The sequence below is a fragment of the Burkholderia diffusa genome, assembly GCF_001718315.1.
GTDB classification, from domain to species: domain Bacteria; phylum Pseudomonadota; class Gammaproteobacteria; order Burkholderiales; family Burkholderiaceae; genus Burkholderia; species Burkholderia diffusa_B.
Window position 1 is genome coordinate 913,608 of sequence record NZ_CP013362.1, and the last position, 24,648, is coordinate 938,255.

30 protein-coding genes, 1 tRNA gene and 1 pseudogene are annotated in these 24,648 nt (G+C 67.4%); 11 read left to right on the plus strand and 21 right to left on the minus strand.

Going from position 1 to position 24,648, the window contains the following annotated elements:
- Nucleotides 1–86 precede the first annotated feature (86 nt).
- The 3 genes from WI26_RS04105 to WI26_RS04115 all read left to right on the plus strand — a co-directional run bounded on the left by WI26_RS04105 (nt 87) and on the right by WI26_RS04115 (nt 2,036).
- The gene (locus tag WI26_RS04105; protein WP_069226348.1) at nt 87–404 is read left to right on the plus strand and encodes a YkgJ family cysteine cluster protein; all 318 of its coding nucleotides are present in this window, start codon (nt 87–89) and stop codon (nt 402–404) included.
- Nucleotides 405–545: 141 nt separating this feature from the next.
- Nucleotides 546–1,127 (plus strand): DUF1439 domain-containing protein, encoded by a 582-nt coding sequence (locus WI26_RS04110; RefSeq protein ID WP_059466990.1) that lies wholly within the window; start codon nt 546–548, stop codon nt 1,125–1,127.
- Nucleotides 1,128–1,205: 78 nt separating this feature from the next.
- Nucleotides 1,206–2,036, plus strand: a complete 831-nt coding sequence (locus tag WI26_RS04115; RefSeq protein ID WP_069225267.1) for an undecaprenyl-diphosphate phosphatase — start codon at nt 1,206–1,208, stop codon at nt 2,034–2,036.
- 117 nt (nt 2,037–2,153) lie between these two features.
- On the opposite strand, the gene trmB is transcribed toward WI26_RS04115, so the two are convergent.
- Together trmB and WI26_RS04125 are read right to left on the minus strand one after the other, a co-directional pair.
- Complete coding sequence (trmB, locus tag WI26_RS04120; RefSeq protein ID WP_069225268.1) at nt 2,154–2,921, minus strand: tRNA (guanosine(46)-N7)-methyltransferase TrmB; 768 nt, start codon at nt 2,919–2,921, stop codon at nt 2,154–2,156.
- 132 nt (nt 2,922–3,053) lie between these two features.
- Nucleotides 3,054–3,128, minus strand: a tRNA-Gly gene (locus WI26_RS04125).
- A 309-nt stretch (nt 3,129–3,437) separates the two neighbouring features.
- Between WI26_RS04125 and WI26_RS04130 the strand changes: the two genes are divergently transcribed.
- Nucleotides 3,438–3,782 carry a cupin domain-containing protein gene (locus WI26_RS04130; protein ID WP_059466993.1) on the plus strand — a complete coding sequence of 115 codons (345 nt, stop codon included), beginning with the start codon at nt 3,438–3,440 and terminating at the stop codon, nt 3,780–3,782.
- A gap of 220 nt (nt 3,783–4,002) precedes the next feature.
- Here WI26_RS04130 and WI26_RS04135 read toward each other — a convergent pair whose 3' ends face one another.
- Genes WI26_RS04135 through WI26_RS04150 form a run of 4 tightly spaced genes read right to left on the minus strand, consistent with a single transcriptional unit; the run spans nt 4,003 to nt 5,009 of the window.
- The gene (locus WI26_RS04135; protein ID WP_069225269.1) at nt 4,003–4,209 is read right to left on the minus strand and encodes a hypothetical protein; all 207 of its coding nucleotides are present in this window, start codon (nt 4,207–4,209) and stop codon (nt 4,003–4,005) included.
- Nucleotides 4,210–4,218: 9 nt separating this feature from the next.
- Nucleotides 4,219–4,431 (minus strand): 30S ribosomal protein S21, encoded by a 213-nt coding sequence (rpsU, locus tag WI26_RS04140; RefSeq protein ID WP_059466995.1) that lies wholly within the window; start codon nt 4,429–4,431, stop codon nt 4,219–4,221.
- Between the two features lie 33 nt (nt 4,432–4,464).
- On the minus strand, nt 4,465–4,674 hold the full coding sequence (locus WI26_RS04145; RefSeq protein WP_059466996.1) for a hypothetical protein: 210 nt from the start codon (nt 4,672–4,674) through the stop codon (nt 4,465–4,467).
- Between the two features lie 50 nt (nt 4,675–4,724).
- Entirely contained in the window at nt 4,725–5,009 is a 285-nt protein-coding gene (locus WI26_RS04150) for a hypothetical protein (RefSeq protein ID WP_059466997.1), read from the minus strand.
- A gap of 384 nt (nt 5,010–5,393) precedes the next feature.
- Between WI26_RS04150 and WI26_RS04155 the strand changes: the two are divergent.
- A pseudogene (locus WI26_RS04155) lies at nt 5,394–5,759 on the plus strand (mandelate racemase); the annotation flags it as partial.
- A gap of 133 nt (nt 5,760–5,892) precedes the next feature.
- Here WI26_RS04155 and WI26_RS04160 read toward each other — a convergent pair.
- The 3 genes from WI26_RS04160 to WI26_RS04170 all read right to left on the minus strand — a co-directional run bounded on the left by WI26_RS04160 (nt 5,893) and on the right by WI26_RS04170 (nt 7,924).
- Nucleotides 5,893–6,429, minus strand: coding sequence for a chromate transporter (locus WI26_RS04160; RefSeq protein ID WP_069225271.1), 537 nt, complete (start codon nt 6,427–6,429; stop codon nt 5,893–5,895).
- Nucleotides 6,426–7,037: a chromate transporter gene (locus WI26_RS04165; RefSeq protein WP_069225272.1), complete on the minus strand. Its 612-nt coding sequence runs from the start codon at nt 7,035–7,037 to the stop codon at nt 6,426–6,428. The genes WI26_RS04160 and WI26_RS04165 overlap by 4 nt, the downstream gene beginning before the upstream one ends.
- Before the next feature lie 131 nt (nt 7,038–7,168).
- Nucleotides 7,169–7,924 carry a DeoR/GlpR family DNA-binding transcription regulator gene (locus WI26_RS04170; RefSeq protein WP_069225273.1) on the minus strand — a complete coding sequence of 252 codons (756 nt, stop codon included), beginning with the start codon at nt 7,922–7,924 and terminating at the stop codon, nt 7,169–7,171.
- Nucleotides 7,925–8,005: 81 nt separating this feature from the next.
- Here WI26_RS04170 and WI26_RS04175 point away from each other — a divergent pair, with 81 nt between their 5' ends.
- Both WI26_RS04175 and WI26_RS04180 read left to right on the plus strand, forming a co-directional pair.
- Nucleotides 8,006–8,611, plus strand: a complete 606-nt coding sequence (locus tag WI26_RS04175) for an NUDIX domain-containing protein (RefSeq protein ID WP_069225274.1) — start codon at nt 8,006–8,008, stop codon at nt 8,609–8,611.
- 80 nt (nt 8,612–8,691) lie between these two features.
- A complete protein-coding gene (locus tag WI26_RS04180) occupies nt 8,692–9,576 on the plus strand; it encodes an SIR2 family NAD-dependent protein deacylase (protein ID WP_069225275.1) in 885 nt (294 codons plus the stop codon).
- Between the two features lie 37 nt (nt 9,577–9,613).
- Here WI26_RS04180 and WI26_RS04185 read toward each other — a convergent pair whose 3' ends face one another.
- Nucleotides 9,614–10,825, minus strand: coding sequence for a S53 family peptidase (locus WI26_RS04185; RefSeq protein ID WP_069225276.1), 1,212 nt, complete (start codon nt 10,823–10,825; stop codon nt 9,614–9,616).
- A gap of 407 nt (nt 10,826–11,232) precedes the next feature.
- Between WI26_RS04185 and crcB the strand changes: the two genes are divergently transcribed.
- The gene (gene crcB / locus WI26_RS04190; protein ID WP_059538889.1) at nt 11,233–11,619 is read left to right on the plus strand and encodes a fluoride efflux transporter CrcB; all 387 of its coding nucleotides are present in this window, start codon (nt 11,233–11,235) and stop codon (nt 11,617–11,619) included.
- A 24-nt stretch (nt 11,620–11,643) separates the two neighbouring features.
- A complete protein-coding gene (locus WI26_RS04195) occupies nt 11,644–11,994 on the plus strand; it encodes a DUF190 domain-containing protein (RefSeq protein WP_059467006.1) in 351 nt (116 codons plus the stop codon).
- 7 nt (nt 11,995–12,001) lie between these two features.
- Here the strand turns inward: WI26_RS04195 and WI26_RS04200 are convergent, their stop codons facing one another.
- A complete protein-coding gene (locus tag WI26_RS04200; protein ID WP_059467007.1) occupies nt 12,002–12,565 on the minus strand; it encodes a YggT family protein in 564 nt (187 codons plus the stop codon).
- A 76-nt stretch (nt 12,566–12,641) separates the two neighbouring features.
- Nucleotides 12,642–13,571, minus strand: coding sequence for a Rossmann-like and DUF2520 domain-containing protein (locus WI26_RS04205; RefSeq protein ID WP_069225277.1), 930 nt, complete (start codon nt 13,569–13,571; stop codon nt 12,642–12,644).
- A 511-nt stretch (nt 13,572–14,082) separates the two neighbouring features.
- Here WI26_RS04205 and WI26_RS04210 point away from each other — a divergent pair.
- Nucleotides 14,083–14,379 carry a hypothetical protein gene (locus WI26_RS04210; protein WP_069225278.1) on the plus strand — a complete coding sequence of 99 codons (297 nt, stop codon included), beginning with the start codon at nt 14,083–14,085 and terminating at the stop codon, nt 14,377–14,379.
- A 105-nt stretch (nt 14,380–14,484) separates the two neighbouring features.
- On the opposite strand, the gene WI26_RS04215 is transcribed toward WI26_RS04210, so the two are convergent.
- A complete protein-coding gene (locus tag WI26_RS04215; RefSeq protein ID WP_069226349.1) occupies nt 14,485–15,156 on the minus strand; it encodes a LysE family translocator in 672 nt (223 codons plus the stop codon).
- Nucleotides 15,157–15,189: 33 nt separating this feature from the next.
- Nucleotides 15,190–16,746 (minus strand): UbiD family decarboxylase, encoded by a 1,557-nt coding sequence (locus tag WI26_RS04220; protein WP_069225279.1) that lies wholly within the window; start codon nt 16,744–16,746, stop codon nt 15,190–15,192.
- A 596-nt stretch (nt 16,747–17,342) separates the two neighbouring features.
- On the opposite strand from WI26_RS04220, the gene WI26_RS04225 reads away from it, so the two are divergent.
- Nucleotides 17,343–18,470 carry a transglycosylase SLT domain-containing protein gene (locus WI26_RS04225; protein ID WP_069225280.1) on the plus strand — a complete coding sequence of 376 codons (1,128 nt, stop codon included), beginning with the start codon at nt 17,343–17,345 and terminating at the stop codon, nt 18,468–18,470.
- Between the two features lie 104 nt (nt 18,471–18,574).
- Here the strand turns inward: WI26_RS04225 and WI26_RS04230 are convergent, their stop codons facing one another.
- The 7 genes from WI26_RS04230 to ribD all read right to left on the minus strand — a co-directional run bounded on the left by WI26_RS04230 (nt 18,575) and on the right by ribD (nt 24,642).
- Entirely contained in the window at nt 18,575–19,771 is a 1,197-nt protein-coding gene (locus WI26_RS04230) for a pyridoxal phosphate-dependent aminotransferase (protein WP_069225281.1), read from the minus strand.
- A 69-nt stretch (nt 19,772–19,840) separates the two neighbouring features.
- Nucleotides 19,841–20,278, minus strand: coding sequence for a transcription antitermination factor NusB (gene nusB, locus WI26_RS04235; RefSeq protein WP_059467013.1), 438 nt, complete (start codon nt 20,276–20,278; stop codon nt 19,841–19,843).
- Complete coding sequence (ribH, locus tag WI26_RS04240) at nt 20,275–20,790, minus strand: 6,7-dimethyl-8-ribityllumazine synthase (protein ID WP_040143614.1); 516 nt, start codon at nt 20,788–20,790, stop codon at nt 20,275–20,277. The genes nusB and ribH overlap by 4 nt, the downstream gene beginning before the upstream one ends.
- A gap of 53 nt (nt 20,791–20,843) precedes the next feature.
- Nucleotides 20,844–21,986 (minus strand): bifunctional 3,4-dihydroxy-2-butanone-4-phosphate synthase/GTP cyclohydrolase II, encoded by a 1,143-nt coding sequence (ribBA, locus tag WI26_RS04245; protein WP_069225282.1) that lies wholly within the window; start codon nt 21,984–21,986, stop codon nt 20,844–20,846.
- A gap of 188 nt (nt 21,987–22,174) precedes the next feature.
- Nucleotides 22,175–22,693: a DUF1993 domain-containing protein gene (locus tag WI26_RS04250; RefSeq protein ID WP_059448143.1), complete on the minus strand. Its 519-nt coding sequence runs from the start codon at nt 22,691–22,693 to the stop codon at nt 22,175–22,177.
- A 183-nt stretch (nt 22,694–22,876) separates the two neighbouring features.
- A complete protein-coding gene (locus tag WI26_RS04255; protein WP_069226350.1) occupies nt 22,877–23,506 on the minus strand; it encodes a riboflavin synthase in 630 nt (209 codons plus the stop codon).
- 14 nt (nt 23,507–23,520) lie between these two features.
- The gene (gene ribD / locus WI26_RS04260) at nt 23,521–24,642 is read right to left on the minus strand and encodes a bifunctional diaminohydroxyphosphoribosylaminopyrimidine deaminase/5-amino-6-(5-phosphoribosylamino)uracil reductase RibD (RefSeq protein ID WP_069225283.1); all 1,122 of its coding nucleotides are present in this window, start codon (nt 24,640–24,642) and stop codon (nt 23,521–23,523) included.
- Nucleotides 24,643–24,648: the final 6 nt, after the last annotated feature.

Genomic DNA, 24,648 nt, shown 5'->3' on the forward strand with positions numbered 1-24,648 from the left:
GCACAATGCGCGGTGGGCTGCCGGCCGCTGTGTCCGGTTGCCGCACCGTTTTTCGTTGTTCGTGAGAGAGCCGAGTGTCCGTCGAAATGCCTGTCCATCCGGCGCCCGCCGATGTCCCGCCGCCGCATGCATGCCGCGAGCGGTGCGGCGCGTGCTGCATCGCGCCGTCGATTTCCTCGCCGATTCCGGGGATGCCCGACGGCAAGCCGGCCGGCGTGCGCTGCGTGCAGCTCGGCGATGACCTGCGCTGCCGGATCTTCGGCCGGCCCGAGCGTCCCGCGTGCTGTTCGGGGCTGCAGCCGTCGGCCGAGATGTGCGGCGCGTCGCGCGACGACGCGCTCGCGTGGCTGACGCGCCTCGAAGCCGTGACGCAGCCGTCGCCGGGCGCCGGCGCGGCCCGCTGACGCATTGCCCGCGCCGTTGTTCACCGGCACGCGCATGGAACCGGCGACATGCGCCGAAGCACTAACTTCGGTGCCAGGCCTTGCTTGCGGCCGAGCCGGTAACCCGGCTGCCGCCTCGCCCGATACAGGAGATTGTTCAGCATGACCGCATCTTGCACGCCCGGCCGGCGCCGCTTTCTCGCCGCCTGCGCCGGCGCCATCGGCGTGTCGGTATCGCTCGCCGCGTGCGCGTCGACGTTCCCGTTCATCCCCGATCACTACACGTTCTCGCGCGGCGACGTGCAGAAAGCCGTCGCACGCAAGTTTCCGTACCAGAAGACGGTCGCGCAGGTCGTCGACGTGTCGCTCGCCAATCCGGCCGTCAACCTGCTGCCCGACCAGAACCGCGTCGCCGTGCAGCTCGACGCGCATTTCGCGAGTCCGTTCCTGCGCGAACCGGTGAGCGGCAAGTTCACCGTGTCGGGCCAGCTGGCTTACGACGCGCCGAGCCGCTCGGTCGTGCTGAAGGCGCCGGCCGTCGACAGCCTCGTGCTCGACGGCAACGCGCAGATGTACGCGCAACAGGTCGGCGCGGCCGCCGGCCTGCTCGCGACGCAGTTGCTGACCAACTATCCGATCTACACGTTCAAGCCCGAGCAGCTGCAATTTGCCGGAGTGACCTACGAACCCGGTACAATTACGATCCTTACAAACGGCATACGCGTGGCGATCGTCGAAAAGTGACGGCGCACCGCGCGCGGCCGGGCGGGCCGCGGCGGTGACGCGGCCCTTTCTTTCGACTACTTCGGAGTTGGGCCACGGATGGACTGGATCCTGATCTGCAAGGCATTGATCCTCGGCGTCGTCGAGGGGCTGACGGAATTCCTCCCGGTGTCGAGCACCGGCCACCTGATCGTCGCGGGCAGCTTCCTGAATTTCAACGACCCGCACGCGAAGACCTTCGACGTCGTGATCCAGTTCGGCGCAATCCTCGCGGTCTGCTGGGAATACCGGCAACGGATCGCGTCAATCGTGTCCGGGCTGCCGAGCCGGCCCGACGCTCAGCGCTTCACGCTGAACGTCGTGATCGCGACGATTCCCTCGATCGCGCTCGGCCTGCTGTTCGAGAAGAAGATCAAGGCCGTGCTGTTCTCGCCGGTGCCGGTCGCGTTCGCGCTCGTCGTCGGCGGCGCGATCATCCTGTGGGCCGAGGCGCGGCAGCGCGAACGCAGCGAGCCGCCGCGCGTGCAATCTGTCGATGCGCTCACGCCGCTCGACGCGCTGAAGGTCGGCATCGCGCAATGTTTCGCGCTGGTGCCGGGCATGTCGCGCTCGGGCTCGACGATCATCGGCGGGATGCTGTTCGGCCTCGAGCGGCGTGTCGCGACCGAATTCTCGTTCTTCCTCGCGATTCCGATCATCTTCGGCGCGACGCTCTATGAAACCGCCAAGGACTGGCAGGCGTTTACGGTCGATTCGCTCGGCCTGTTCGCGCTCGGGCTCGTTGCCGCGTTCGTCAGCGCGTTCGTGTGCGTGCGCTGGCTGCTGCGTTTCGTCGCGACGCACGACTTCACCGTATTCGCGTGGTACCGGATCGCGTTCGGCCTGTTCGTGCTGTTGGTCGGTTACAGCGGATGGCTGAACTGGGCGTGACGCCGGGGCGGGGGCAAAGCGCTTCCAATAGAAAACGGCCCGATCGGCAGCAGATGCCGGTCGGGCCGTTTGTCATTGCGCGGCGTGCAGCGTGCGTTGCGCGCCTGCGTGTTGTGGTCAGCCGGCGCGCTTGCGGAACACCAGATCCCACACGCCGTGGCCGAGCCGCAGCCCGCGACGTTCGAACTTCGTGACGGGGCGGTAGTCGGGGCGCGGCGCGTAGTCGGCGGCCGTGTTTTCGAGCGTCGGTTCGGCGCCGAGCACCTCCAGCATCTGTTCCGCGTAGTTTTGCCAGTCGGTCGCGCAGTGCAGGTACGCGCCGGGCTTCAGGCGCGAGGCGAGGTGCGCGACGAGCGGCGGCTGGATCAGCCGGCGCTTGTGGTGGCGCGCCTTGTGCCACGGATCCGGGAAGAAGATGTGCACGCCGTCGAGGCTTTCCGGCGCAAGCATGTGCTCGAGCACCTCGACCGCGTCGTGCTGGATGATGCGGATGTTCGTCAGATCCTGCTCGCCGATCAGTTTCAGCAGCGCGCCGACACCCGGTTCGTGCACTTCGACGCCGAGGAAGTCGTCGTCCGGACGGTGCGCGGCAATTTCGGCGGTCGATGCGCCCATCCCGAAGCCGATCTCCAGGATGCGCGGCGCGCGGCGGCCGAACACGGCGTCCCAGTCCGGGATTTCCGCCGCGTACGGAACGACGAAGCGCGGACCGAGCTCGTCGAGCGCGCGGCGCTGGCCGGTCGACACGCGGCCGGCGCGCGTCACGAAGCTGCGGATGCGGCGGCGGTGCAGCGGATTGACTTCGTCGGCGCCGTCGGGGGCTTCGTCGGGAAGGGCGGCATCGTCCGGCGGCAGGCCGGCTTCGTTCGGATCGTCGTGCATCATCGGTGACAGAGAAAGGCTCGGTTTGGGCGCGGGCCGTCATGCGCAGCGGTGCTGCCGGATGAACTGGCAGATGGTACAAAAAAGCCGCCTTCGACGAGGCGGCTCTTGCGCAGGCTGCCGAGCAGCCGAAGGTGGAGCGGGCGATGGGAATCGAACCCACGTCATCAGCTTGGGAAGCTGAGGTAATGGCCATTATACGACGCCCGCAGAACGTGTAATTCTACAGGGTTTGGCTCAGATGTTGCAAGCGAGGCGTTTTTGGCCGCTCGTCTCGAAGCAGGGCATGGGCTCGGTGGTTGAACAATGGATGGCCGGGAGCGGACGTCCACGATCGGCCGGAAGCGGTCCGTCATCGCAACGCCGACCGGAATGCGCAGGCGGCGCCCGCGCGCAAGCCGTGTCGAAAAGCGGGCCGTGTCGAAAATAGACGAGTCGGTGTCGGACGCATACAAGTTCCAGCACAGCTTTCGAACTAACGTGACAGACCTTTTACCCGATCGTTAGTCTGGAGCCGACATGTCCGATTTCATCACCGTTCTGCGCAAAACCTGTCCGACCCCGGTGGTCGACGCGACCAAGTGGAAGCGCATCGGCGGCGATCCGCATACCGTGAACCTCAACGCGTACCTGTCGAAGGATGGCAGCAAGATCATGGGCACCTGGATCTGCACGCCGGGCAAGTTCGAGGTGAATTACGAGAAATGGGAGTACTGCCACTTTCTCGACGGCTACTGCATCATCACGCCGGAAGGCGAGGAGCCGGTGCACCTGAAGGCCGGCGACGTGTTCGTCATCGAACCGGGCATGAAAGGAACGTGGGAAGTGGTGGAGACGGTGCGCAAGTATTTCGTCTTCGCGTGAGCGGGTCTGTCGGTTCGACTCGCGCACCAGCACCGGTTGAACCGATGCGTTGAAACGCACCTGTACCCGTGCCGACGAGCAGGGCTTTCAGCCGAAATCGCAATCAGAGGATTCCGGCTCGATAAAACTCGCTCCACCCCGAAAATAACGCGCCGAGCGTGGTCGCGCGTCCGCGCAGCGTTGTCCGGCACGACGCGATTCGACAACGTCGGCGCGACGCTCACTGCTCGATGCTCAGGGCCTTTTCGATCGCGGCAATCAATCTGAATGCATCGTCTCGACCGATCAGGAGGCCGCGACTGGTGTACTCGCAGCCGAACGCGTAGAAGCTCGGCAGAAGCGTGATCGCATCGTTCTGTCGATCGAAATCGACCTCGCATTTCGTCAACGGGAAGAATGGAGGGGCCTCGACGGTCGGCTGGTACACGACGTTCTCCTAATAGAGCTTGCGAGGCGGCAGCATGCGTTTCGCGCGCAGGCGCTGTCTCGCGACGGCGCTGGCTTTCTTGCGCTTGCGCTCGGTGGTCGGCTTTTCATAGCCAGTGCGACTGCGCAGTTCGCGGATCAGGCCCGTCTTCTCGATGTTTCGCCGGAAGCGCCGGAGCGCGACATCGACAGGTTCGTTGGGCTTGAGGATGATCGTCGTCATGTAGGTCCTGTTTCAAGATATGCGTGGAGGAAACTAGCCGAGTCGGGTCATCACGGCACTCGCGATCTCGTCGGATTCGAATTCGGAATATCCGGCACGAATCGACAGTGCGCGCACGGCGGCGAACATCTGCAACTCGGGTTGATGACGCAACGCGGAACCGGCGAGGGCGTCGTGCGGGACCGCGTCGGTCACGGAGATTTCGCGCCGTTCGATCAGGCGGAGGAGTTCGTCGATGATCATTTCGTCGTCCGAATCAGGGTGCCGTCGTGGTGACGCCGCGGCATGAATCGTCAATGGGAATCGGCGAAGAGCGGCTGCTCGCCGCGATTGCCATCGATGATCTCCTCCGCGTAGCGAACGGACGCCCGACGCGCTTCGCCCGCCGATTCGAACGGCGCGTTCTCGAGCAGCCGGAATGTTTCGCTGCGGGTCAGCGTGTCGGTGGTGCCGCGCAGGCAGATTTTCACGGCCGCGTCGAAGCCGCCGGCGTAGTTGTGCGGATTGCCGTTCTGCGATGGAATGTGCGGGTAGATCAGCGGATAGATTTCGAAGCCGCGATAGAGATGCATGCTCATGATGAACTCCTGGGTTCGTCCGCGATAAATCCCATGGACGAACGCATCCAACCGGTATCACCGCGGCGCGGCGTGACGGGTGGGGTGAAAAAGGCAGCAATGCGCGCGGGTAACGGCGCGACGCAATGAGAGGGCAGACGGCGGGGCGAGCGGCGAGTTGAGTAACGCAGGCTCGGACAAAATTCATCATACGCGCCTCACGTCGGATGTCCATCTAATTCGCGGCCGTGCCAGTGGGGCGCGATGGCGGCGTCGACCCGCGCGGCCCGCCTCGCGCATGACGCAGAATTCATCCGCACATCGATGCGGTACGGCGCGATTCGGGCGATTCCGATCGAGTTACGTGACCTCACGGCGCGTGGCGTTGCGATGGCGTCGAGCCTGCTCGCCGAAGCGAAGCTGCTCGAACGCTACGGCGGCCTGCGCCCGGACTGCGACGTCCTCGTGTTCGATCCGGTGCATTGCTACGGCCTGCCGGGCTACCTGCAGATCGTCGATCATTTCGTGTCGAACGGATGGCGCCGCGATGCGTTCTGGCCGCACGGCGGTCATCCGTTCTCGCTGCACGACGTGTCGACGCTGGGGCCACGCGGAGCCGAAGTCAGTCCGTTCGCGTTCCGTCCGTTCAACGGGTTGGCGGACGGCGAATCGGTCGATGACGGCTACGCGGCCGTGCCGCAGGCGCAGGGCATCGGCTTCGAGCTTCATGCCGATGCGTGCCGTGCGTTTCGCGCGGTGGCCGGCCTGTGAACGGCGCGGACGACTTTCAGCGCGCGCCGAGTGCAAAGCGGGCCATGAACTCGAGCATCATCGCCGCGACGAACTACGCGAGCGCGCGGTCGCCCCCCGTGCGGCAGGCCTGTGCGCCGTAGGCAAGCCGCCGTCACCCGATCGCGTGCACGCCGACCAGCAGCACCGCGCCGAAGACGATCAGCAATAGCGCGTGGATGCGCGTGACCATCACGCACACCGTCGACGCGACCGCGATCGCCCGCGCGGGCCAGCCGCCGTCGAGCGCCTGCAGCAGCACCCAGACCGACGCGAGGATCATGCCGGCCGCGACCGGGCGCAGACCGGCCTCGAGCGCGACCTGCCAACGTGCGCCCTGGTGGCGCCGCCACAGATGTGCGATGCCGTAGATCAGGAACGCGGTCGGCCCGAACAGCGCAAGCGTCGCGATGACCGCGCCCCAGAAGCCCGCCACCTGCCAGCCGATCAGCGTCGCGAGCAGCGAGCCGGGGCCCGGCGCCATTCGAGCGATTGCGAAGTCGTTCACGAACTGCGTGGCCGTCATCCAGTGATGCACGTCGACGACCTGCCGCTGGATGTCGGCGATGATCGCCTGACCGCCGCCGATCGTCGCGATCGACAGCGGCGCGAATACACCGAACAGGGCGGCGTAGCGCGATGAGGCCGTCATCGTTCGTCGCGTCCGACGGTGGGGGCGGCCGCGCGGCGATATTCGAGCGCGACGCTCAGCGTGCCGCCGATCAGCACGGTCCATACGAGCGGCCAGTGCAGTACCGCCACCGACATGAACGTGAGCGCCGCCACCGAGAACGGCAGCGCGCGGCGCGGCAGACGTCGCACCGCGGTGATCGCCATCGAGATCGACAGCCCGATCGCCGCGGCGGCCGCGCCCGCGAGCGCGACGTGCGTGAACGTAAAGCGCGTCAGCGTCGAGAACGCGACGCCGAACAGCACGATCAGCACGGCCGGCGGCGCGATGATGCCGGTGAAGCCTGCCACCGCGCCGCGCCATCCGGCCAGCCGGTAGCCGATCCAGATCGCGAGGTTCTTCACGTTGACACCCGGCAGCGCCTGCGACAGCGCAAGGCCGTTGAGGAACGCTTCCTCGTCGAGCCAGCGCCGCTCGTGTACGAAGTCGCGCATCATGCGCCCGCTCAGCCCGCCGCCGAAGCTGGTCAGGCCGATCTGCGCGAATGCGACGAACAGTGCGAGGACGCCGGGCGGTGGAGCAGCGCCGTCGGGCGGCGCGGAGGGGGGCGGTGTGGGGGAGGGCGGCATCGTACGAACGGGACGCGGCGGGTGGGCAATCGTCCATCGTAGCAAGCGGCGCCTGTCAGCACGCTGACATCGCGCCGGCGGCGATGTCGGTGCCGCCCTGCCGACGTGCAGGCATCGAAGCCGTCGCCCGGCTACGCGCGCACGACGGTCACGCCCGCCGCCTCGATCGGCTCGGTCAGCGCTGCATCGGTTTCCTGTTCGACCACGATCGCTTGCGCGAGCGCGAGCTCGCCGATCACGAATTGCGACGCCGCTCGCAGTTTGGATTGCGAAGCCAGCACGACCGTCTCGCCGGCGCGTCCGGCCAGCGCGCGCTTGATCGCCGCTTCCTCGAAATCGCCGGTGCTCAGACCCGCGACCGGGTGAACGCCGGTCACGCCCATGAAATACAGGTCCGCGTGGATGCGCGAGATGCCTTCCATCGCCGCGGCGCCCACCGCGACGATCGAATGCTTGTACAGCCGTCCGCCGATCAGGATCACATCGATCGACGGATGCGCGGCCAACGCGACGGCGACGCTCGGGCTGTGCGTGACGATCGTTGCGCGCAGGTCGGGCGGCAATTGGCCGACGAGCAGCGCCGACGTCGTGCCGCCGTCGACGATCACGACCTGCCCGGGCGAGATCATTTGCGCGGCCCGGCGCGCGATACGCCGCTTTTCCGCCGTTTCGAGCGTCTCGCGCTGCGCGAACGACGCGAGCGCCGGCGACGCGGGCAGCGCGCCGCCGTGCACGCGCTGCAGCAGGCCCTCGGCCGCCAGCTCGCGCAGGTCGCGCCGGATCGTGTCCTCGGACACGCCGAATTGCGCGCTCAGCTCTACGGCCAGCACCTGGCCGTCGCGGGCGAGCGCGTCGAGAATCGCCTTCTTGCGTTGGGTCGTCAGCATCGGATTTGCACGAAATTTCTTGAAATTGCACGAATCTGCACGTTACCATGAGCGCCGTCACTTGTCGAATGGGAGACCATCATGGCTGCAACGCGGGACCGCGTCCGCATCGTCGATACGACGGTGCTGTCCGATGACTGGTATGTGCTGAAGAAGGTAACGTTCGATTTCCAGCGCCGCGACGGCACGTGGCAGCGCCTGAGCCGCGAAACGTACGACCGCGGCAACGGCGCGACCATCCTGCTGCGCAACGCGGCGACGGGCGACGTGCTGCTCACGCGGCAGTTCCGGATGCCGGCGTTCGTCAACGGGCACGACGGGATGCTGCTCGAAGCCGCGGCCGGGCTGCTCGACGACGCGACGCCCGACGCTCGCATCCGCGCGGAGGCCGAAGAGGAAACCGGCTATCGCGTGCGTGGCGTGCGCAAGGTGTTCGAGGCGTTCATGAGTCCGGGCTCGGTGACGGAAAAGCTGCATTTCTTCGTCGGCGAATACGATGCGTCGCTGCGCACCGGCGATGGCGGCGGCATCGCGGAAGAGGGCGAGGATCTCGAGGTCGTCGAGATGCCGCTGCACGCGGCGCTGGATGCCGTCGAGCGTGGCGAGATCGTCGACGCGAAGACGATCATGCTGCTGCAGTACGTCGCGCTGCGGGAACCTGCGGGCGGGCACACCGCGACCGCGTGATAACGGCGGCGCGGCGCCCGAACCGGCGTATGATCGCGCGACGCCATTCGCGCTCCGTTCGACGCTCCCGCTGCTTCATCATGCCGATTTCCGACTCGTTCGACTCCACCGGTTCCACCGATTCCAGCGCCGATGCCGCATCATTGCCGGCCCATCTGGTCGCGTCCGCCGTCGAGGCGCTCGCGCGCGCCGATGCGTTGCTCGTGACGGCCGGCGCCGGCATCGGCGTCGATTCGGGGTTGCCCGATTTCCGTGGCACGGACGGCTTTTGGCGCGCGTATCCGGCGCTGCGCCACGAACGTTTCGAATTCCACGAGATCGCCTCCCCGCAGGCGTTCCGCGCGCATCCGCAGCTTGCGTGGGGCTTTTACGGCCACCGTCTCGGACTCTACCGGCAGACGGTGCCGCACGCGGGCTTCGCGATCCTGCGGCGCTGGATGAACGCGATGCCGAACGGCGGCTTCGTGCTGACGAGCAATGTCGACGGCCAGTTCCAGAAGGCCGGTTTCGACGCGGCGCGTATCGTCGAGATTCACGGGTCGATTCATTCGATGCAGTGCCTGCGCCCGTGCTCGGACGACACGTGGGACGCCGCGCCGTTCGTGCCCGACGTCGACGCGGCCGCGTGCCGGCTGGTCGGCGAGATGCCGCGCTGCCCGCGTTGCGGCGGCCTCGCGCGGCCGAACATCCTGATGTTCGGCGACAACGGCTGGCTCGGCGAACGCTACGACGCGCAGGAGCGGGCCCTGCAGGACTGGATCGCGCAAGCGGGATGGGTGACTGTCGTCGAGATCGGCGCGGGCACGGCGATTCCGACCGTGCGTCTCTCGAGCGAACGGCTCGGTGCGGACGTGATCCGCATCAACGCACGCGAAGCGCATGCCCGCCGCGCGGACGTGATTGGGCTGAAGGGCGGCGCGCTCGCGACGCTCGCCGCACTCGATCGCGCATGGCACGGCGGCTGAGCGGCGCGGCACGAATCGGCCGGCCGCGGCCCCGCGATCACGGCTGGGCGACGAGCGCCTGGACGAGCGCCGGCGCGATCGGGGAGCCGAGGCCCGTCACGTAGTCGTAGCCGCCCGCCGCATTGCAGATGCTGCCGCAAGTGCCGTTGGATCCGGTCGTCACGTCGTGGTAGTCGCTGCCGTACGCGTTTTTCCCGACCGTATAGAGCGTGTCGTAGGTGCCGCTCAGCGCGTGTTTGCCGGCTGCCGTACGCAACGAATTCGCGATCGCGACGAGCGCCGACCATTGCGGCGCGCCCGCGCTCGTGCCGCCGACCTGGAACCAGCCGGCCTGCCCCTGATAGGTGACCGAGTCGTACACCGCGAAGCCGCTGGACGGATTCGCATCGTAGCTGACGTCGGGCACGCCGCGCTTGCCGGCCACCGGCACGGGCCAGCCGGTCTGCCCGGCCGGCTCGGCCTCGATCGAACTGACGCCGCCGCCGCTGCCGCTCCACGCGGCCTCGCTGACATAGGCGCCGGACGCGTCGGTGGACAACGTCGTGCCGCCTACCGCCACCACGTACGGCGACGCAGCCGGGTACTCGGTGCCGGTGCCGCTGTCGCCGGACGACGCGACGAACGTGACCCCCGATACGTTGAAGTGGCTGTCGAAGCCGGTCTCGCTGCTGAACTCGTTGCCGCCGAAGCTCATCGACACGACCGATGCGCCGCGCTTGACCGCGACGTCGACCGCGGCCATCAGGTCGTTGAAGCTGGCCGACGCGGCCTCGACGAGCACGATCTTCGCCTTCGGCGCGATCGCATGCACCCATTCGACGTCGAGCGACATCTCGAGCGACCAGCCCGCGTCCGTCTTGGGTCGTGCGCCGCGCGCGTACACCTTCGTGAAACAGCCGTTCGATGAAGTGCAGGCCGGCAGCGAGAACGCGCTGCTGAACACGCCGAGATCGGCTTCGATCTTCGGATCGTCGTACGCGTCGACGATCGCGACGACCATCCCGTCGCCCTGGTTGGCGATCGAATCGAATCCGTACGCATGGCGGACGAGCGCGGGTGTGAGGCCGGCTACCGTGGCCGTGCTTGCGCGCTGTTTCGTATGGAACGGCGGGCGCGCATAGCCTTTCGGCGCGCGGGTGCCTTCGACGTAGGACGGCGGGCCGTTGTCCGCCGCGAGCGCGACGCTCGACGCGAGCAGCGTCATGCACAGTGCCGGAATCAACATGGATGACAGGCGGTAATTGATCATTTTTCGAGTCTCCATGTCGATGGAGTGGGGGCGAAATAATTTTACGAAATCGATCGAATGAATTGCATGGAATATCGGCCAGATTCGGGAATGTCTGGATTAGGGAAAACATGCGGAATGCCCATGACGCATGGCTTGCATGATTGGTGTGAGCGCGAGGCTGATTTTTCGACTTCGGGAAAATCTGATGAATAATGAATTCGTTTCTGGCGATTTGTAATGTCCTGCGTAATGCATCGGAAAATGTCCAACTCGGCGGCGCGTGGAAATAATGAAATGCATGATTCCGGCGCGACACCATCCGGTGCGCACCGGGGTGCCGGCCGGCGTTGCCGTCGCGGCGCGATTGCGCATACAGTTCGGCGTAGGTCGCATTCGCCATGCGGCTTCGTCAGCGAGGAGCTCCCTTGTTCTATTCGATCGTCGCGATCTTCGTCGGCGCCGGGCTTGGCGCATTGCTGCGCTGGTTCCTGAGCCTTGCGCTCAACGCGTTCTTTCCCGCCGTGCCGCTCGGCACGCTCGCCGCGAACCTGATCGGCGGTTACGTGATCGGCATCGCGGCCGTCGCGTTTACCTCCCGCGTCGGGCTGCCGCCCGAGTGGCGGCTGTTCGTGATCACCGGCTTCCTCGGCGGCCTCACGACCTTCTCGACCTATTCGGTCGAAGTAATGACGCACGCGGTGCAGGGCGAATTGGGATGGGCGTTCGCGGTGGCTGCCCTACACTTGACTGGATCGTTCACGCTGACGGCGCTCGGCATGTGGACCGCGCGCGCGTGGTTCGCGACGGCCTGAGCGCGCCGGCATCGGGAGGACGCGATGGACAGGGTCTTCTTGCGCTTCTATGTGCACGAGCAGCACCGGCTGCACTGGAAGCCGCTGTGGGAGTGGTTGCTCGAGGAGGGAAACCGGATGGGCGTCGCGGGCGGTTCCGCGTTTCGTGCGATGGCCGGCTTCGGCCGGCATCGCGTGCTGCACGAGGATCGCTTTTTCGAGCTGCAGGGTTCGCTCACGATCGAGGTCGAGTTCATCGTCACCGAGGACGAGGCCCAGCGGCTGATCGAGCAGGTGGCGCGCGAGAAAGTGCGCGTGTGCTACGCGATGATTCCGGCGCGCTTCGGGGTGATCGACACGCTCGAGGCGCCGCCGGCGCAGGGGCCGGCGGCGTAGCAACACGTCAGATGCCGAACATCGTCAGCGACACGGCAGCGCGCGTGACGATCATCAGCAGCACCTGCACGATCACGAACAGCAGGATCGGCGACAGGTCGATGCCGCCAAGGTTCGGGATCACGCGGCGCAGCGGGTTCAGGAACGGCGCGGTGAGCTGGTAGAGGATCGGCATAGCCGGCGAGCGCGGATTGAGCCACGACAGCAGCGCCATCAGGATCGTCATCCAGATCACGAGATTGAGCGCCCACTTCACGACGGTGAGCAGCGCGACCACGACGAGTGTCGCGATCACCGAGGCCGGATCCAGGCCGGCCATCACGACCATCAGCACCACATAGACGAGCGCGGTGAGGACAGCGGCGACGACGCTTGCCCAGTCGATGCCGCGCACGCCCGCGATCACGCGGCGCAGCGGCAGCACGAGCCAGTTGGTCGCCTGCAGCACGGCCTGCGTGACGGGGTTGTACGGCGGCACGCGGACGGCCTGCATCCAGACGCGCAGGATCAGTGCGGCGCCGAACAGCGTGAAGACGGTATTGAGCAGAAAACGGGCGATCTCGCCGAACATCGTTGGCATCCTTTTTATACAGTCGAGTAGCGTGCGGCCGCCAACGCCGGATGGCGGCGCATCGGCCGACACCTTATCACGCCTCGTCTCGCGGCGGGGAGGGGTGTCCGGTCGTGCGCTCGAGTGACGTTTCGACGGCCTGCGCAAGCGCCGGCAGCGCGGACGGCGGCGCCGCGCGCTTCGCCGCGAGCGCGACCGCGCGGCGTGTCATCAGCGCATACAGCGTCGCGTGGTCGCCGCCGCGCGCCTCGAGCAGCGCGAGCTGGCGTTCGACGATGCCGGTGTCGCCGCGCGAGACGGGGCCGGCCAGCGCGTTCGCGAGGCCCCTGTCGCGCGCGGTCTCGATCGTGCCGGCGAGCATCGGCAGCAGCGCGCGCAACGCGGCATCCTCGTCGAAGCCAAGGCCGCGCCACAGCTCGACCGCTTCCGACAGTCCGCACAGCGCGAAGCTCGCCGCGTAATGGGCGGCCGCGTGATACAGCATTCGGCCGCCGGCCGGAATCGACAGCGGGTGGCACCCGAGTGCGGCAGCAAGCCGCAGCAGCGTCGCGTGCAGCGCGCCGTCGGCTTCGAGCGTGACCGAGCAGCCGTCGATGCGGGTGAGGTCGGCGTCCGTGCCGCCGAACAGGTAGAGCGGATGGAAGCCGCCCGTGGCGGCGCCTTGGTGCTTTGCCGGGTCGAGCAGTTCGACCGCCGACGCGCCGCTGCAGTGAACGAGCGCCTGGCCCGTCGCGCGCGTCGCGTCAAACCGCAACGCCGCGGCGGTCGACGCGAGATGGTCGTCGGGCACGGTCAGGAAGATGAGGTCGGCGGCGTCGACGACCTGCTGCGGCGTGTCGACTGCCCGGCAGCCGTCGATGCGCGCCGCGAGTCCCGTGGCCGATTCCGACGTGCGGCTCGCGATCGCGACGACCGGAAAGCCGGCCGCGGCGAAACGCAAGGCGAGGCAGCGCGCCAGGCGGCCGGCGCCGATGAAGCCGAGGCGGGGAATGTCGGGGAGAGACATGGCGGGTCGTGAAGCGAAAATGGAGCAGTCGCCAGTATCGCAGGAATGGCGCGGCGGTCGCGAATGGGCGGTGGCGGTACCCAGCCGGGGCGGCCTGGACGGTGGCGTTCGGGCGACTGTCAAACACGCGCGGCGGTTCGCCCCGTCGAAGAATGGTTGAATCCGGCCCTTAATCGTGCGACGGCGATGTCCCGCCTGATTTGTCGGCGACTTGTCTCGAATTTGTAATCGTTGATTACGGAAGCGTACGCGCCGCGCTTGCCGGATTCGGTAAGACTGACCGGCCGGCAGGTCGCGATTTCGCTGGTCGGACGGAATCGCGGGATCCACAAGGAAGAGCGCCAATCCGCGCGGCCGTGCCGCACGGCGGCCGCAGCCGAGCGGAATTGCAATTTGCAACAAATGCGCGACACGCGAGGGCCGGGTTTTCGCTACATTGCATCCATGCGACGTGCATGCCCGCCGTTGCCGACAGGAGCGCACAAATTACCGCTCCAGCAGGAGAATCGAAGTGAAAAAGCTCATTCCGTTCATCGCCGCCGCCGCGCTGGCCCTCGGTACCGCAAGCGCCGCGCAGGCTCACGTGTCGATCGGGGTCGGCATCGGTATTCCGGTCGCACCAGCGTATCCCGTGTATGCGCCGCCGCCGCCCGTGTACTACGCACCACCTCCACCCGTGTATTACGCACCGGCGCCCGCCTACTATGCACCGCCGGCCGTGGTCGTCGGCGGTTATGGCGGCTACTACGGCCGTCCGTACTGGCGCCACGGCTACGGCGGGTGGGGTCACCACGGCTGGCGTCGTTGACGCATTCCGCGCGGCGGCCTGACCGCGCGGCAAAACGGCGCAACGTCCTTTACGGGCGTTGCGCCGTTTTTCATTTGGGGCGCGCCGCGTCCCGGCGTGCGACGGTCACGCCGCGTGGGCAATCAGGTCGCGGTAGCCGCCGACGATCACGCTGTACGAGAAATACGCGAACAGCAGCGCCGACGCGACGTGACACGCGCGCATCATCCCCGCGCCCGCGCGCTTGCGGCCCTGGCTCGCGAGTGTGCACATGAAGAGCGTCCACGCGAGGCCGCCGAGGAAGAAGCCGGACAGGAATACCGACGCCGTCGCCGGCGTGGTCGCGCCGGCTTTCGCAATCAGCGCGCCGCCGACGGCCGCGAACCACAGAATCGCGCTCGGCGACGACATCGCAAGCAGCATCCCGCGCACGAAGCTGCGCCGCGCGCTCGCACGCGGCTGCGGCGGGTCGTCGGCCGTGCCGTCGTTGGCGCCGCCGGCTGGCGCGAGGGCTTCACGCGTCATCTTCCACGTGAGGAACAGCAGCACCGCACCGCCGCCGATCCAGACGATCCAGCGCACGGCCTCGAATTGCAGCAACACGGCCATGCCCGCGAGCGCGAGCGCCGCGTAGACGAGATCGCCGACGCACGAGCCGACGCCGAGCCAGAATCCCGGCCGGAAGCCGTGCGACAGCGTCAGCGACAGCATCGCGACGTTGACGAGGCCGATGTCGAGACACAGCGACAGCGACAGGAAGAACCCGTCGGACAGCATCGAGGCAGGGGGGAAGCTCATCATCGTTCTTGTCGGGTGCGTTCAGGCGTGGACCTAGAGTCCGATTTCGTGCCAGAGACGGTCGACGCGCGCCTTCACGGCCGCATCCATCTCGATCGGGCGACCCCATTCGCGATTCGTCTCGCCGGGCCACTTGTTGGTCGCGTCGAGCCCCATCTTCGAGCCGAGGCCCGCGACGGGCGACGCGAAATCGAGATAGTCGATCGGCGTGCTATCGACCATCACGGTGTCGCGCACCGGGTCGACGCGCGTCGTGATCGCCCAGATCACCTCGTTCCAGTCGCGGATGTTCACGTCCTCGTCGACGACCACGATGAACTTCGTATACATGAACTGCCGCAGGAAGCTCCACACGCCGAACATCACGCGCTTCGCATGGCCCGCGTAGCTCTTCTTCATCTGGACGATGGCCATCCGGTAGCTGCAGCCTTCCGGCGGCAGGTAGAAATCGGTGATCTCGGTGAACTGCTTCTGCAGCAGCGGCACGAACACCTCGTTGAGCGCGACGCCGAGCACGGCCGGCTCGTCGGGCGGTTTGCCCGTGTAGGTCGAGTGATAGATCGCGTCGCGGCGCATCGTGATCCGCTCGACGGTGAACACCGGAAACCACTCCTGCTCGTTGTAGTAGCCGGTATGGTCGCCGTACGGGCCTTCGAGCGCGTGCTCGTATGCGGCCGCCGCGTTGCCGGCCGGCCGCGGCGGTGCGCCGGCCGGGCCAGGGGCGGGCGTGCCTTCCTGCGGATGGATGAAGCCCTCGAGCACGATCTCCGCGCGGGCGGGCACCTGCAGCGTGTCGACGCCGGGTGTCAGGCACTTCGCGAGCTCGGTGCGGCTGCCGCGCAGCAGGCCGGCGAACTGATATTCGGACAGCGAATCGGGCACCGGCGTCACCGCGCCGAGCGTCGTGGCCGGATCGGCGCCGAGCACGACCGCGACCGGATACGGCTTGCCGGGGTTCTTCAGCGCGAATTCGCGGAAGTCCAGCGCTCCGCCGCGATGCGCGAGCCAGCGCATGATCAGCTTGTTGCGGCCGATCAACTGCTGGCGGTAGATGCCGAGGTTCTGGCGCGGTTTGTTCGGCCCGCGCGTGACCGTGAGGCCCCACGTGACGAGCGGCCCCGCGTCGCCGGGCCAGCAGGTCTGGATCGGCAGCTTGTTCAGGTCGACGTCGGCGCCTTCCCAGACGATTTCCTGGCACGGCGGCGACGAGACAGATTTCGGCGCCATGTCCCATACGGCCTTCGCGAGCGACAGCAGCTTGCCGGCGTCCTTCAGGCTCTTGGGCGGATCCGGCTCCTTCAACGCCGACAGCAGCCGCCCGAGGTCACGGAGCGAGCCGAGCGCGGCGTCGTCGCCCGCATCGACACCCATGCCGAGCGCCACGCGGCGCGGCGTGCCGAACAGGTTGCCGAGCACCGGGAACGTATGGCCGGGCGGCGCGTCGAACAGCAGCGCCGGGCCGCCGGCGCGTAGCACGCGGTCGCACAGTTCGGTCATTTCGAGCACGGGCGATACGGGCTGCGTGACGCGCCGTAGTTCGCCGAGCGCCTCGAGGCGCTGGATGAAATCGCGTAAGTCTTTGTATTTCATGAAGAAGGTCCGGGCTACCCGCAATGCGGGCAGCGATGGGCGGGTGCAGCGGCCGGCTGCGACCCCGAATCGACCGACGATTTTACCCGGGCGGCGGCTCGCACGCCCGGTTCAGAAAAAAGTCGACCGCGCGCGGAACCCTTACGGCAGGGGGCTCGCGATCTGAAGGGTGATTCAAAATTACTTTTTGTTATAATTTCAAGGTTTTATAGTGTTGACGATCTATAAAACCCTGCTAGAATCCGCTCACATTGGTTGCAGGGTAAAAGGCTTCGAGCCGCCAATCACCGATCTTTGACGCAGCGCGTCACCGTCCGCCGAAACCTGCACGGCGTATTCGACGGCCTTTGTCGTAGTCCCAGCCAGCGCCACCAGACGCTGGTTTTTTGCGTGGGTGCCACCGCGTATGCCCGCCTCGCCCGATGTGCGAAGGTGCCGGCCCTCTTACACCGTGGCCTCGAACGGTACTTATACCGTTTCCCCGATGCTTGCGCGTCCCAACCAAGGCGCGCGGCGTCGTGATTCCGCGGCGCGTTTTCCGTCTCGCCATCGAGCTGAGCGAGCCGCACGAGTCATGTTCATGGGAGATGATCTGAATGAACGCTTGGTTATCGTGGCGTCCCAGTGAGCAGCATGCACAAATCGTGCGCAACATGCTGCGTCGCGGGACGCGTGTCAGTCACCATCTATTCAGCGTTGTCGGCTGTCTCGCTGTCGCGGTCGCGCTTGCCCTGTGGTTGCTGCCGACCGTGCGAGGGAACCTCGCCGCGAAGCTGATGCCGGTCGTATCCGCGGCCGTGCAGGCCGGTCCGGCCCGTCTGCTGACCGGTCATCCGCTGCCCAACTTCGCGCCCGCTGGCGCGCAGCCGCAGCAGGAAGACGCGCCCGAAACGGATGCGCTCGCCGTCGGCCTCGACGTCGTACCCGAAACAGCCGCGCAGAACGATGCGTCCGATCCGGCCCGTAACGGCCCGTCGCCTGTCGCGCTGGCCAAACTGATCCCGACCCAGCGGGTCCCGGCCGATGCGCGCGACGATCGTGCACTCGCGTCGAACCGCGAACAGGCGCTCGTCGCGACCTACCTGTCGCGCCGTTACCGGGTCGCGCAGGAGCCGCTCGGCCAGCTCGTCAAGGCTGCGTTCCAGACCGGCCGCGACGTCGGCCTCGATCCGCTGCTGCTGCTGTCCGTGATGGCGATCGAATCGGGCTTCAACCCGTACGCGGAAAGCGGCGTCGGCGCGCAAGGCCTGATGCAGGTCATGTCGAAGGTTCATTCCGACAAGTTCGAATATTTCGGCGGGACCGACACCGCGCTGCAACCGCTCGCGAACCTGCAGGTCGGCGCGCTCGTGCTGAAGGACTGCATCGCCCGCGGCGGCTCGCTCGCGAACGGCCTGCGCCTGTACAACGGCTCGACCAACCCGGACGACACAGCCTACGGCTCGAAGGTCATGGCCGAGCGCGGCCGCCTGCGCGACGTCGCTCATGGCCGCAGCGTCCCGGTCAATGCGCCGCAAGCGCCGGCGCAGCCGTCGAAGCCGATCGTGACCGCAGCCGTGACGGCGGCAGCCGGCGGCGCCAAGCGCGTGCATGCGACGCTCGACGGCGCGCAGCCGATCACCGCGAAGGCGACTGCCGCGCCGAAGGGCGCACCGCAGCAGGACGACGCGAGCGTCGACACCGCGAAGCAGCCGCACGGCGACCACTCGGAACTCGGCGCGTAACGTTCCGCGGTTCCGGCCAGGCTCCAGCAAAAAGGCACCCGATTCGGGTGCCTTTTCTTTTTTGCGCGGAGGCCGGCGTGCCGGCCGGGAAGGCGGATTCGCGCTCAGTGCCGGCCGAACAGTACCGCGAGCCGCTCGACGGCCTCTTCGAGGCGCGAGTAGGCGGTCGCATAGGACAGCCGGATATGGTCGCGCGGCGCATGCACGCCGAAATCCATGCCTGGCACCAGCACGACACCCGCGTCATGCAGCATCGCGTGCGTGAGCGCCGCGCTGTCGCCGGCCGCGGGATGGGCGACGCCGCCGCAGTGCGCATACACGTAGAACGCGCCGTCCGGCATCACGGGCACCGTGAAGCCGAGCTTCTCGAGCGCTGGCGCGATGAAGTCGCGGCGGCGCTTGAATTCGAGGCGGCGCGCCTCGTAGATGTCGAGCGCCGCCGGTTCGAAGCACGCGAGAGCCGCATGCTGCGCGAGCGCGGACGGGCAGATGAACAGGTTCTGCGACAGCTTTTCGAAGGTGCCGACGAGCGCGGGTGGCACGACGAGCCAGCCGAGCCGCCAGCCGGTCATGCTGAAGTACTTCGAGAAGCTGTTCACGGTGACGACATCGTCGCCGAACGACAGTGCCGACACGGGCGCCGCGTCGTAGCTGAGCCCCTGGTAGATTTCGTCGACGATCGTGAAGCCGCCGCGTACGCGCACGGCTTCGACGATCCGCTTCAACTCGTCCGGCTCGAGCGACGTGCCGGTCGGGTTCGACGGCGACGCGAGCAGCACGCCGCGCGTGCGGCTGCCCCAGCGCGTGCGGACGTCGTCCGCGGTGAGCTGGAAGCGCGCTTCCGGGCCACTTGGCACGAGCACCGGCCGGCCCTCGGCCGCCGCGACGAAGTGCCGGTTGCACGGATACGACGGATCGGGCATCAGCACCTCGTCGTCACGGCCGACGAGCGCGAGGCACGCGAGCAGCAGCGCGGCGGACGCGCCGGCCGTCACGACGATCCGCTCGGGGCTGATCGTGAGGCCGTAGGCGCGCGCATAGTGCGCGGCGATCGCTTCGCGCAGCGGCGCGATGCCGAGGGCACTCGTGTACTGCGTGACGCCGCGGCGCAACGCGGCGGCCGCCGCCTCGACGACGGGCTCCGGCGCGGTGAAATCCGGTTCGCCGATACCCATGTGGATAACATCGCGCCCGGAGGACTCGAGCCGCTGTGCCTCCTTCATCAATTCCATCACGTAGAAGGGCTGGATCGCGTCGACGCGTGCGGCGAGCGTGATGAGCGAATCGGCGGTGGTATTCATCGGTTGGGCGAAGCGGGGAGGGGAGGGAGAACGAAAAACGGGCGCTTGCGCGCCCGTCTGCCTGCGGAATCAGCCGTTGCGGCGCGCCTGCGTTTCGGCGGGGCGCAGCTTCGCGGCGAGCTTGTCGAGCACGCCGTTGACGTACTTGTAGCCGTCGGAGCCGCCGAACGTCTTGGCGAGTTCGACCGCTTCGTTGATGATCACGCGGTACGGCGTTTCGACATGATGCGTGAGCTCGAACGTCGCGATCAGCAGCACGGCGCGTTCGACCGGCGACAGCTGGTCGATCGGACGGTCCAGTGACGGCGTGATGGCTTCGACGAGCGTCGCATGCTCGCGAATCACGCCGTGCAGGATCGCGTCGAGCAGCTCCTTGTCAGCCTTGTCGTAACCGAGCGCGCCGCGCAGTTGCGCGTCGATCTCGCCGGAGGCCGCGTTCGACAGCAGCCACTGATACAGGCCCTGCGTCGCCAGCTCGCGCGATTGTCGGCGGGCGCTCTTCTTCATGCGCGCTCCTCTTCGTCGTCTTCGTCTTCTTCTTCGTCCTCGTCGTCGCCGAGCTGGTCGAGCGCCATCGTCAGGTTCGCCATCTCGACCGCGACGCGTGCGGCGTCACGACCCTTTTCGGTCATGCGCGCGACGGCCTGCTCGTCGTTTTCAGTCGTGAGGACCGCGTTGGCGATCGGCAGGTTGAAGTCGAGGCCGATGCGGGTGATGCCCGCGCCGCTTTCGTTCGACACGAGTTCGAAGTGGTACGTCTCGCCGCGGATGACCGCGCCGAGCGCGATCAGTGCGTCGAACTGGCCGCTTTCCGCGAGCTTCTGCAGCGCGAGCGGGATTTCCAGCGCGCCGGGCACCGACACGAGCAGCACGTCTTCACCGGAGACGCCGAGGCGCTCGAGTTCCTCGACGCATGCATCGGCAAGGCCGTTGCAGACGGGTTCGTTGAAGCGGGATTGCACGATGCCGATACGCAGGCCGTCGCCTTCGAGATTCGGTTGGTATTGTCCGATTTCCATGATCTGGTCCGTGGTGTGGATGAACGGTTATAGGGCGAAAGCGTCGTGGCGGGTTACGCGTGGGACGCCGGGCAGGACTTGGCTTCGCCGCCGGGCATCGGAATGAAGCCCGTGACTTCGAGGCCGTAGCCGGACATGCTGCCCAGCTTGCGCGGATTCGACAGCACCTGCATCTTGCCGACGCCGACGTCGCGCAGGATCTGTGCGCCGATGCCGAACGTCTTGAAATCGACCGGCCGGCGCTTCAGCGCAGCGGCCCTTTCTTCCTCGTCGAACGCCTTGAAGACGTCGATCAGATGTTCCTTCGTGTCGCCGCAGTTGAGCAGCACGATCACGCCGAGGTCGCGTTCCGCGATGTCGCGCATTGCCGCGTCGAGCGTCCACGAGTGCGTCGAGATGCTCGTCTCGAGCAGATCGAGGACCGACAGCGGCTCGTGCACGCGCACCGGCGTATCGACGTCGGGCGACGGCGTGCCGCGCACCAGCGCGATGTGCGGGGAGCCGCTCGGCTGGTCGCGGTACAACACCGCGCGGAACGTGCCGTGCGCGGTCTGCATCGTGCGCTCGGCGATCCGCTCGATGATCGATTCGGTGCGGCTGCGGTACTGGATCAGGTCGGCGATCGTGCCGATCTTCAGATCGTGTTCCTTCGCGAACTCGAGCAGGTCGGGCAGGCGCGCCATCGTGCCGTCGTCCTTGATGACCTCGCAGATCACCGCGGCCGGCGTGAGCCCGGCGAGCGCGGTGAAGTCGCAGCCCGCCTCGGTATGGCCGGCGCGCACGAGCACGCCGCCCGGCTGCGCCATGATCGGGAACACGTGGCCCGGCTGCACGATGTGCTCGGGGCGCACGTCGTGCGCGACCGCCGTGGCGATCGTGTGCGCGCGGTCGGCGGCCGAGATGCCGGTCGTCACGCCTTCGGCCGCTTCGATGCTGACCGTGAACGCGGTGCCGTACTGCGTGCCGTTGCGGTAGGTCATTAGCGGCAGGTGCAACTGCTTGCAGCGTTCCTGCGTCAACGTCAGACAAATCAGGCCGCGGCCGTACTTGGCCATGAAGTTGATCGCTTCCGGCGTGACGAATTCGGCGGCGATCACGAGGTCGCCTTCGTTTTCGCGGTCTTCTTCGTCGACCAGGATCACCATCCGGCCGGCTTTCAACTCCGCGATGATGTCGAGCGTGGAGGCGAGCGTCATAAGGGGGCGAGAAAGAGGAAAGTGCGTATTTTACGCCAGCCGGACTGCGTTTCGGCTGGCACTGGCCGCGCGCCGCTGGCGAGCGCCCCGGAAAGCGGTGCGGCCGGCCGTCGGGACGGGCCCGTCCGGGCCCGCCGCGGCGGGCCCGAAGACGGGCTGCCGCAGGCCGGCCGCGGCACGGCCGTGCGTCACGCTTGCTCGTTACGGCCGCCGAGGTAGTCGAGCTTGCCGAGCTCGACGCCGCTGTGGCGCAGGATGTCGTAAGCCGTCGTCACGTGGAAGAAGAAGTTGGGCAGCACGAAGTTCAGCAGATACGACTGGCCGGTGAACTCGATCGGGCCGACGCGCATCTTCAGCACGATCTGACGCGCCTCGCTGCCGTCGATCTGTGCTGCATCGAAGCCTTTCAGATAGTCGATCGTCTTCTGGATGCGCGCGTGCAGTTCGTCGAACGTCTGCTCGACGTCGGGATAGCTCGGGATGTCGACGCCGGCGAGGCGCGCCGCGCAGCCCTTGGCCGTGTCGGTCGCGATATACACCTGGCGGACGAGCGGCAGCATGTCCGGATAGAGCCGTGCGCCGATGAACACCGACGGGTCGATCTGCTTCTCGGCCGCGTGCGCCTGGGCCTTGCCGAGGATGTGCTGCAGGTTGGTGAGGCCGCGGATCAGGACAGGCAGCGAAGCCTGATACATCGAGATGGACATGGGGACGACTCCTGGAGGAAAAGGGGGCAGCCGGTATGCGGCGCACCGTGCGCCGCGGCGCCGAAAACGCTGCCGTTGCATCTTAGCGCGACGGGATGACCCGTGCGCGTCGTTGGCCATCAGGCCAGGCGCCGGGCCGCCCCGCCGGCCGCCATTTCCCGTCCGGCGGGCGGAACCGCCTGATCAGTCCTGATGCACGCCCTGCGATGCCGACATCATCCGCTCCACATACCGCGCAATCATGTCGATCTCGAGATTGACCTTGTCGCCGGCCTTCAGGTGACGCAGCGTCGTGACCTCGACCGAATGCGGGATCAGGTTGATCGAGAACTCGCAGCCGTCGGCGCGATCGTCGACCGAGTTGACGGTCAGGCTCACGCCGTTGACCGTGATCGAACCCTTGTATGCGAGATAGCGGCCGAGCTCGCGCGGCGCGACGATCCGCAACTCGTGCGATTCGCCGATCGGCGCAAAGCGCGTGACGGAGCCGAGGCCGTCGACGTGGCCCGATACGATGTGCCCGCCGAGGCGGTCATGCGCGCGCAGCGCCTTCTCGAGGTTCACTTCGCCGGGCTGCGCGAGGCCGACCGTGCGGTTCAGGCTTTCGCGCGACACGTCGACGTCGAACCCGGTGTCGGTCTTTTCGATCACCGTCATGCACGCGCCCTGGATCGCGATGCTGTCGCCGAGCGCGACATCGGCCAGGTCGAGCCCGCCGGCCTGCACGGTCAGCCGCACGCCGGCGTCGGGCGATGCGCCGAGCGGGGTGATCGCCTCGATGCGGCCGACGGCCGCGACAATTCCGGTAAACATCGTGACGACTCCGTTCAAAGTGTGGCGGCGGGCGGCGCGATGCGCGCCAGGATCCGCAGATCGTCGCCGATCCGCTCGACGCTGTGGAACGCGAGTCGCGTCCGGTCGTCGAGGCTCGCGGGCGCGGCGAGGTCGAACATGCCGGCCGCGTCGCTGCCGAGCAGGCTCGGTGCGAGATAGACCAGCAACTCGTCGACGCATTGCTCGCGCAACAGCGAGCCGTTCAGCTTGTGGCCGGCCTCGACGTGCAACTCGTTGACGCCGCGCGCGCCGAGCGCCGCGAGCATCGCGGGCAGGTCGACCTTGCCGTGCGCATTCGCGAGCGGCACGATTTCCGCGCCGCGCGACTTCAGCACGTTCGCGCGCACTTCGCCGGCGGCATCGAGCCGGCCGCAGAAGATCAGCAGCGGCGCGCCTTCGAGCAGGCGCGCATCAAGCGGCAGGTCGAGGCGGCTGTCGACCAGCACGCGCTGCGGCTGGCGCGGCGTGTCGATGCCGCGCACGGTCAAGAGCGGATTGTCCTCGCGCACGGTGCCGATGCCGGTGAGGATCGCGCACGCGCGCGCGCGCCATGCGTGGCCGTCGAGGCGCGCGGCCTCACCGGTGATCCATTGGCTTTCGCCGGACGGCAGCGCGGTGCGTGCATCCAGCGATGCGGCCGTCTTCATCCGCACCCACGGGCGGCCGCGCGTCATCCGCGACACGAAGCCGATGTTCAGTTCGCCCGCTTCGTTCGCGAGCAGCCCGCAGCGCACGTCGATGCCCGCGTCGCGCAGCATCCCGAGGCCGCGCCCCGACACCTGCGGGTTCGGGTCCTCCATCGCCGCGACGACCTTCGCGACGCGCGCGTCGATCAGCGCGTTCGCGCACGGCGGCGTGCGGCCGAAGTGGCTGCACGGCTCGAGCGTCACGTACACGGTGGAGCCGGCGACGTCATGGCCGCGCGCGCGCGCGTCCTTCAGCGCCTGCACTTCCGCGTGGTCCTGGCCGGCCGGCTGCGTGAAGCCTTCGCCGATCACGTCGCCGTCCTTGACGATCACGCAGCCGACGCGCGGGTTCGGCGCGGTCGTATACATGCCGCGCGCCGCGAGCGTCAGCGCGCGCTGCATGTGGGCGAAATCGGTATCCGAGAACATGCGTGC

Coding starts and splice junctions, on each gene's coding strand:
- WI26_RS04105 (WP_069226348.1), top strand. CDS start 87: ATGCCTGTCCATCCGGCGCCCGCCGATGTCCCGCCGCCGCATGCATGC.
- WI26_RS04110 (WP_059466990.1), top strand. CDS start 546: ATGACCGCATCTTGCACGCCCGGCCGGCGCCGCTTTCTCGCCGCCTGC.
- WI26_RS04115 (WP_069225267.1), top strand. CDS start 1,206: ATGGACTGGATCCTGATCTGCAAGGCATTGATCCTCGGCGTCGTCGAG.
- trmB (WP_069225268.1), bottom strand. CDS start 2,921: ATGATGCACGACGATCCGAACGAAGCCGGCCTGCCGCCGGACGATGCC.
- WI26_RS04130 (WP_059466993.1), top strand. CDS start 3,438: ATGTCCGATTTCATCACCGTTCTGCGCAAAACCTGTCCGACCCCGGTG.
- rpsU (WP_059466995.1), bottom strand. CDS start 4,431: ATGACGACGATCATCCTCAAGCCCAACGAACCTGTCGATGTCGCGCTC.
- WI26_RS04145 (WP_059466996.1), bottom strand. CDS start 4,674: ATGATCATCGACGAACTCCTCCGCCTGATCGAACGGCGCGAAATCTCC.
- WI26_RS04150 (WP_059466997.1), bottom strand. CDS start 5,009: ATGAGCATGCATCTCTATCGCGGCTTCGAAATCTATCCGCTGATCTAC.
- WI26_RS04160 (WP_069225271.1), bottom strand. CDS start 6,429: ATGACGGCCTCATCGCGCTACGCCGCCCTGTTCGGTGTATTCGCGCCG.
- WI26_RS04165 (WP_069225272.1), bottom strand. CDS start 7,037: ATGCCGCCCTCCCCCACACCGCCCCCCTCCGCGCCGCCCGACGGCGCT.
- WI26_RS04170 (WP_069225273.1), bottom strand. CDS start 7,924: ATGCTGACGACCCAACGCAAGAAGGCGATTCTCGACGCGCTCGCCCGC.
- WI26_RS04175 (WP_069225274.1), top strand. CDS start 8,006: ATGGCTGCAACGCGGGACCGCGTCCGCATCGTCGATACGACGGTGCTG.
- WI26_RS04180 (WP_069225275.1), top strand. CDS start 8,692: ATGCCGATTTCCGACTCGTTCGACTCCACCGGTTCCACCGATTCCAGC.
- WI26_RS04185 (WP_069225276.1), bottom strand. CDS start 10,825: ATGATCAATTACCGCCTGTCATCCATGTTGATTCCGGCACTGTGCATG.
- WI26_RS04195 (WP_059467006.1), top strand. CDS start 11,644: ATGGACAGGGTCTTCTTGCGCTTCTATGTGCACGAGCAGCACCGGCTG.
- WI26_RS04200 (WP_059467007.1), bottom strand. CDS start 12,565: ATGTTCGGCGAGATCGCCCGTTTTCTGCTCAATACCGTCTTCACGCTG.
- WI26_RS04205 (WP_069225277.1), bottom strand. CDS start 13,571: ATGTCTCTCCCCGACATTCCCCGCCTCGGCTTCATCGGCGCCGGCCGC.
- WI26_RS04215 (WP_069226349.1), bottom strand. CDS start 15,156: ATGAGCTTCCCCCCTGCCTCGATGCTGTCCGACGGGTTCTTCCTGTCG.
- WI26_RS04220 (WP_069225279.1), bottom strand. CDS start 16,746: ATGAAATACAAAGACTTACGCGATTTCATCCAGCGCCTCGAGGCGCTC.
- WI26_RS04225 (WP_069225280.1), top strand. CDS start 17,343: ATGAACGCTTGGTTATCGTGGCGTCCCAGTGAGCAGCATGCACAAATC.
- WI26_RS04230 (WP_069225281.1), bottom strand. CDS start 19,771: ATGAATACCACCGCCGATTCGCTCATCACGCTCGCCGCACGCGTCGAC.
- nusB (WP_059467013.1), bottom strand. CDS start 20,278: ATGAAGAAGAGCGCCCGCCGACAATCGCGCGAGCTGGCGACGCAGGGC.
- ribH (WP_040143614.1), bottom strand. CDS start 20,790: ATGGAAATCGGACAATACCAACCGAATCTCGAAGGCGACGGCCTGCGT.
- ribBA (WP_069225282.1), bottom strand. CDS start 21,986: ATGACGCTCGCCTCCACGCTCGACATCATCGCGGAGTTGAAAGCCGGC.
- WI26_RS04250 (WP_059448143.1), bottom strand. CDS start 22,693: ATGTCCATCTCGATGTATCAGGCTTCGCTGCCTGTCCTGATCCGCGGC.
- WI26_RS04255 (WP_069226350.1), bottom strand. CDS start 23,506: ATGTTTACCGGAATTGTCGCGGCCGTCGGCCGCATCGAGGCGATCACC.
- ribD (WP_069225283.1), bottom strand. CDS start 24,642: ATGTTCTCGGATACCGATTTCGCCCACATGCAGCGCGCGCTGACGCTC.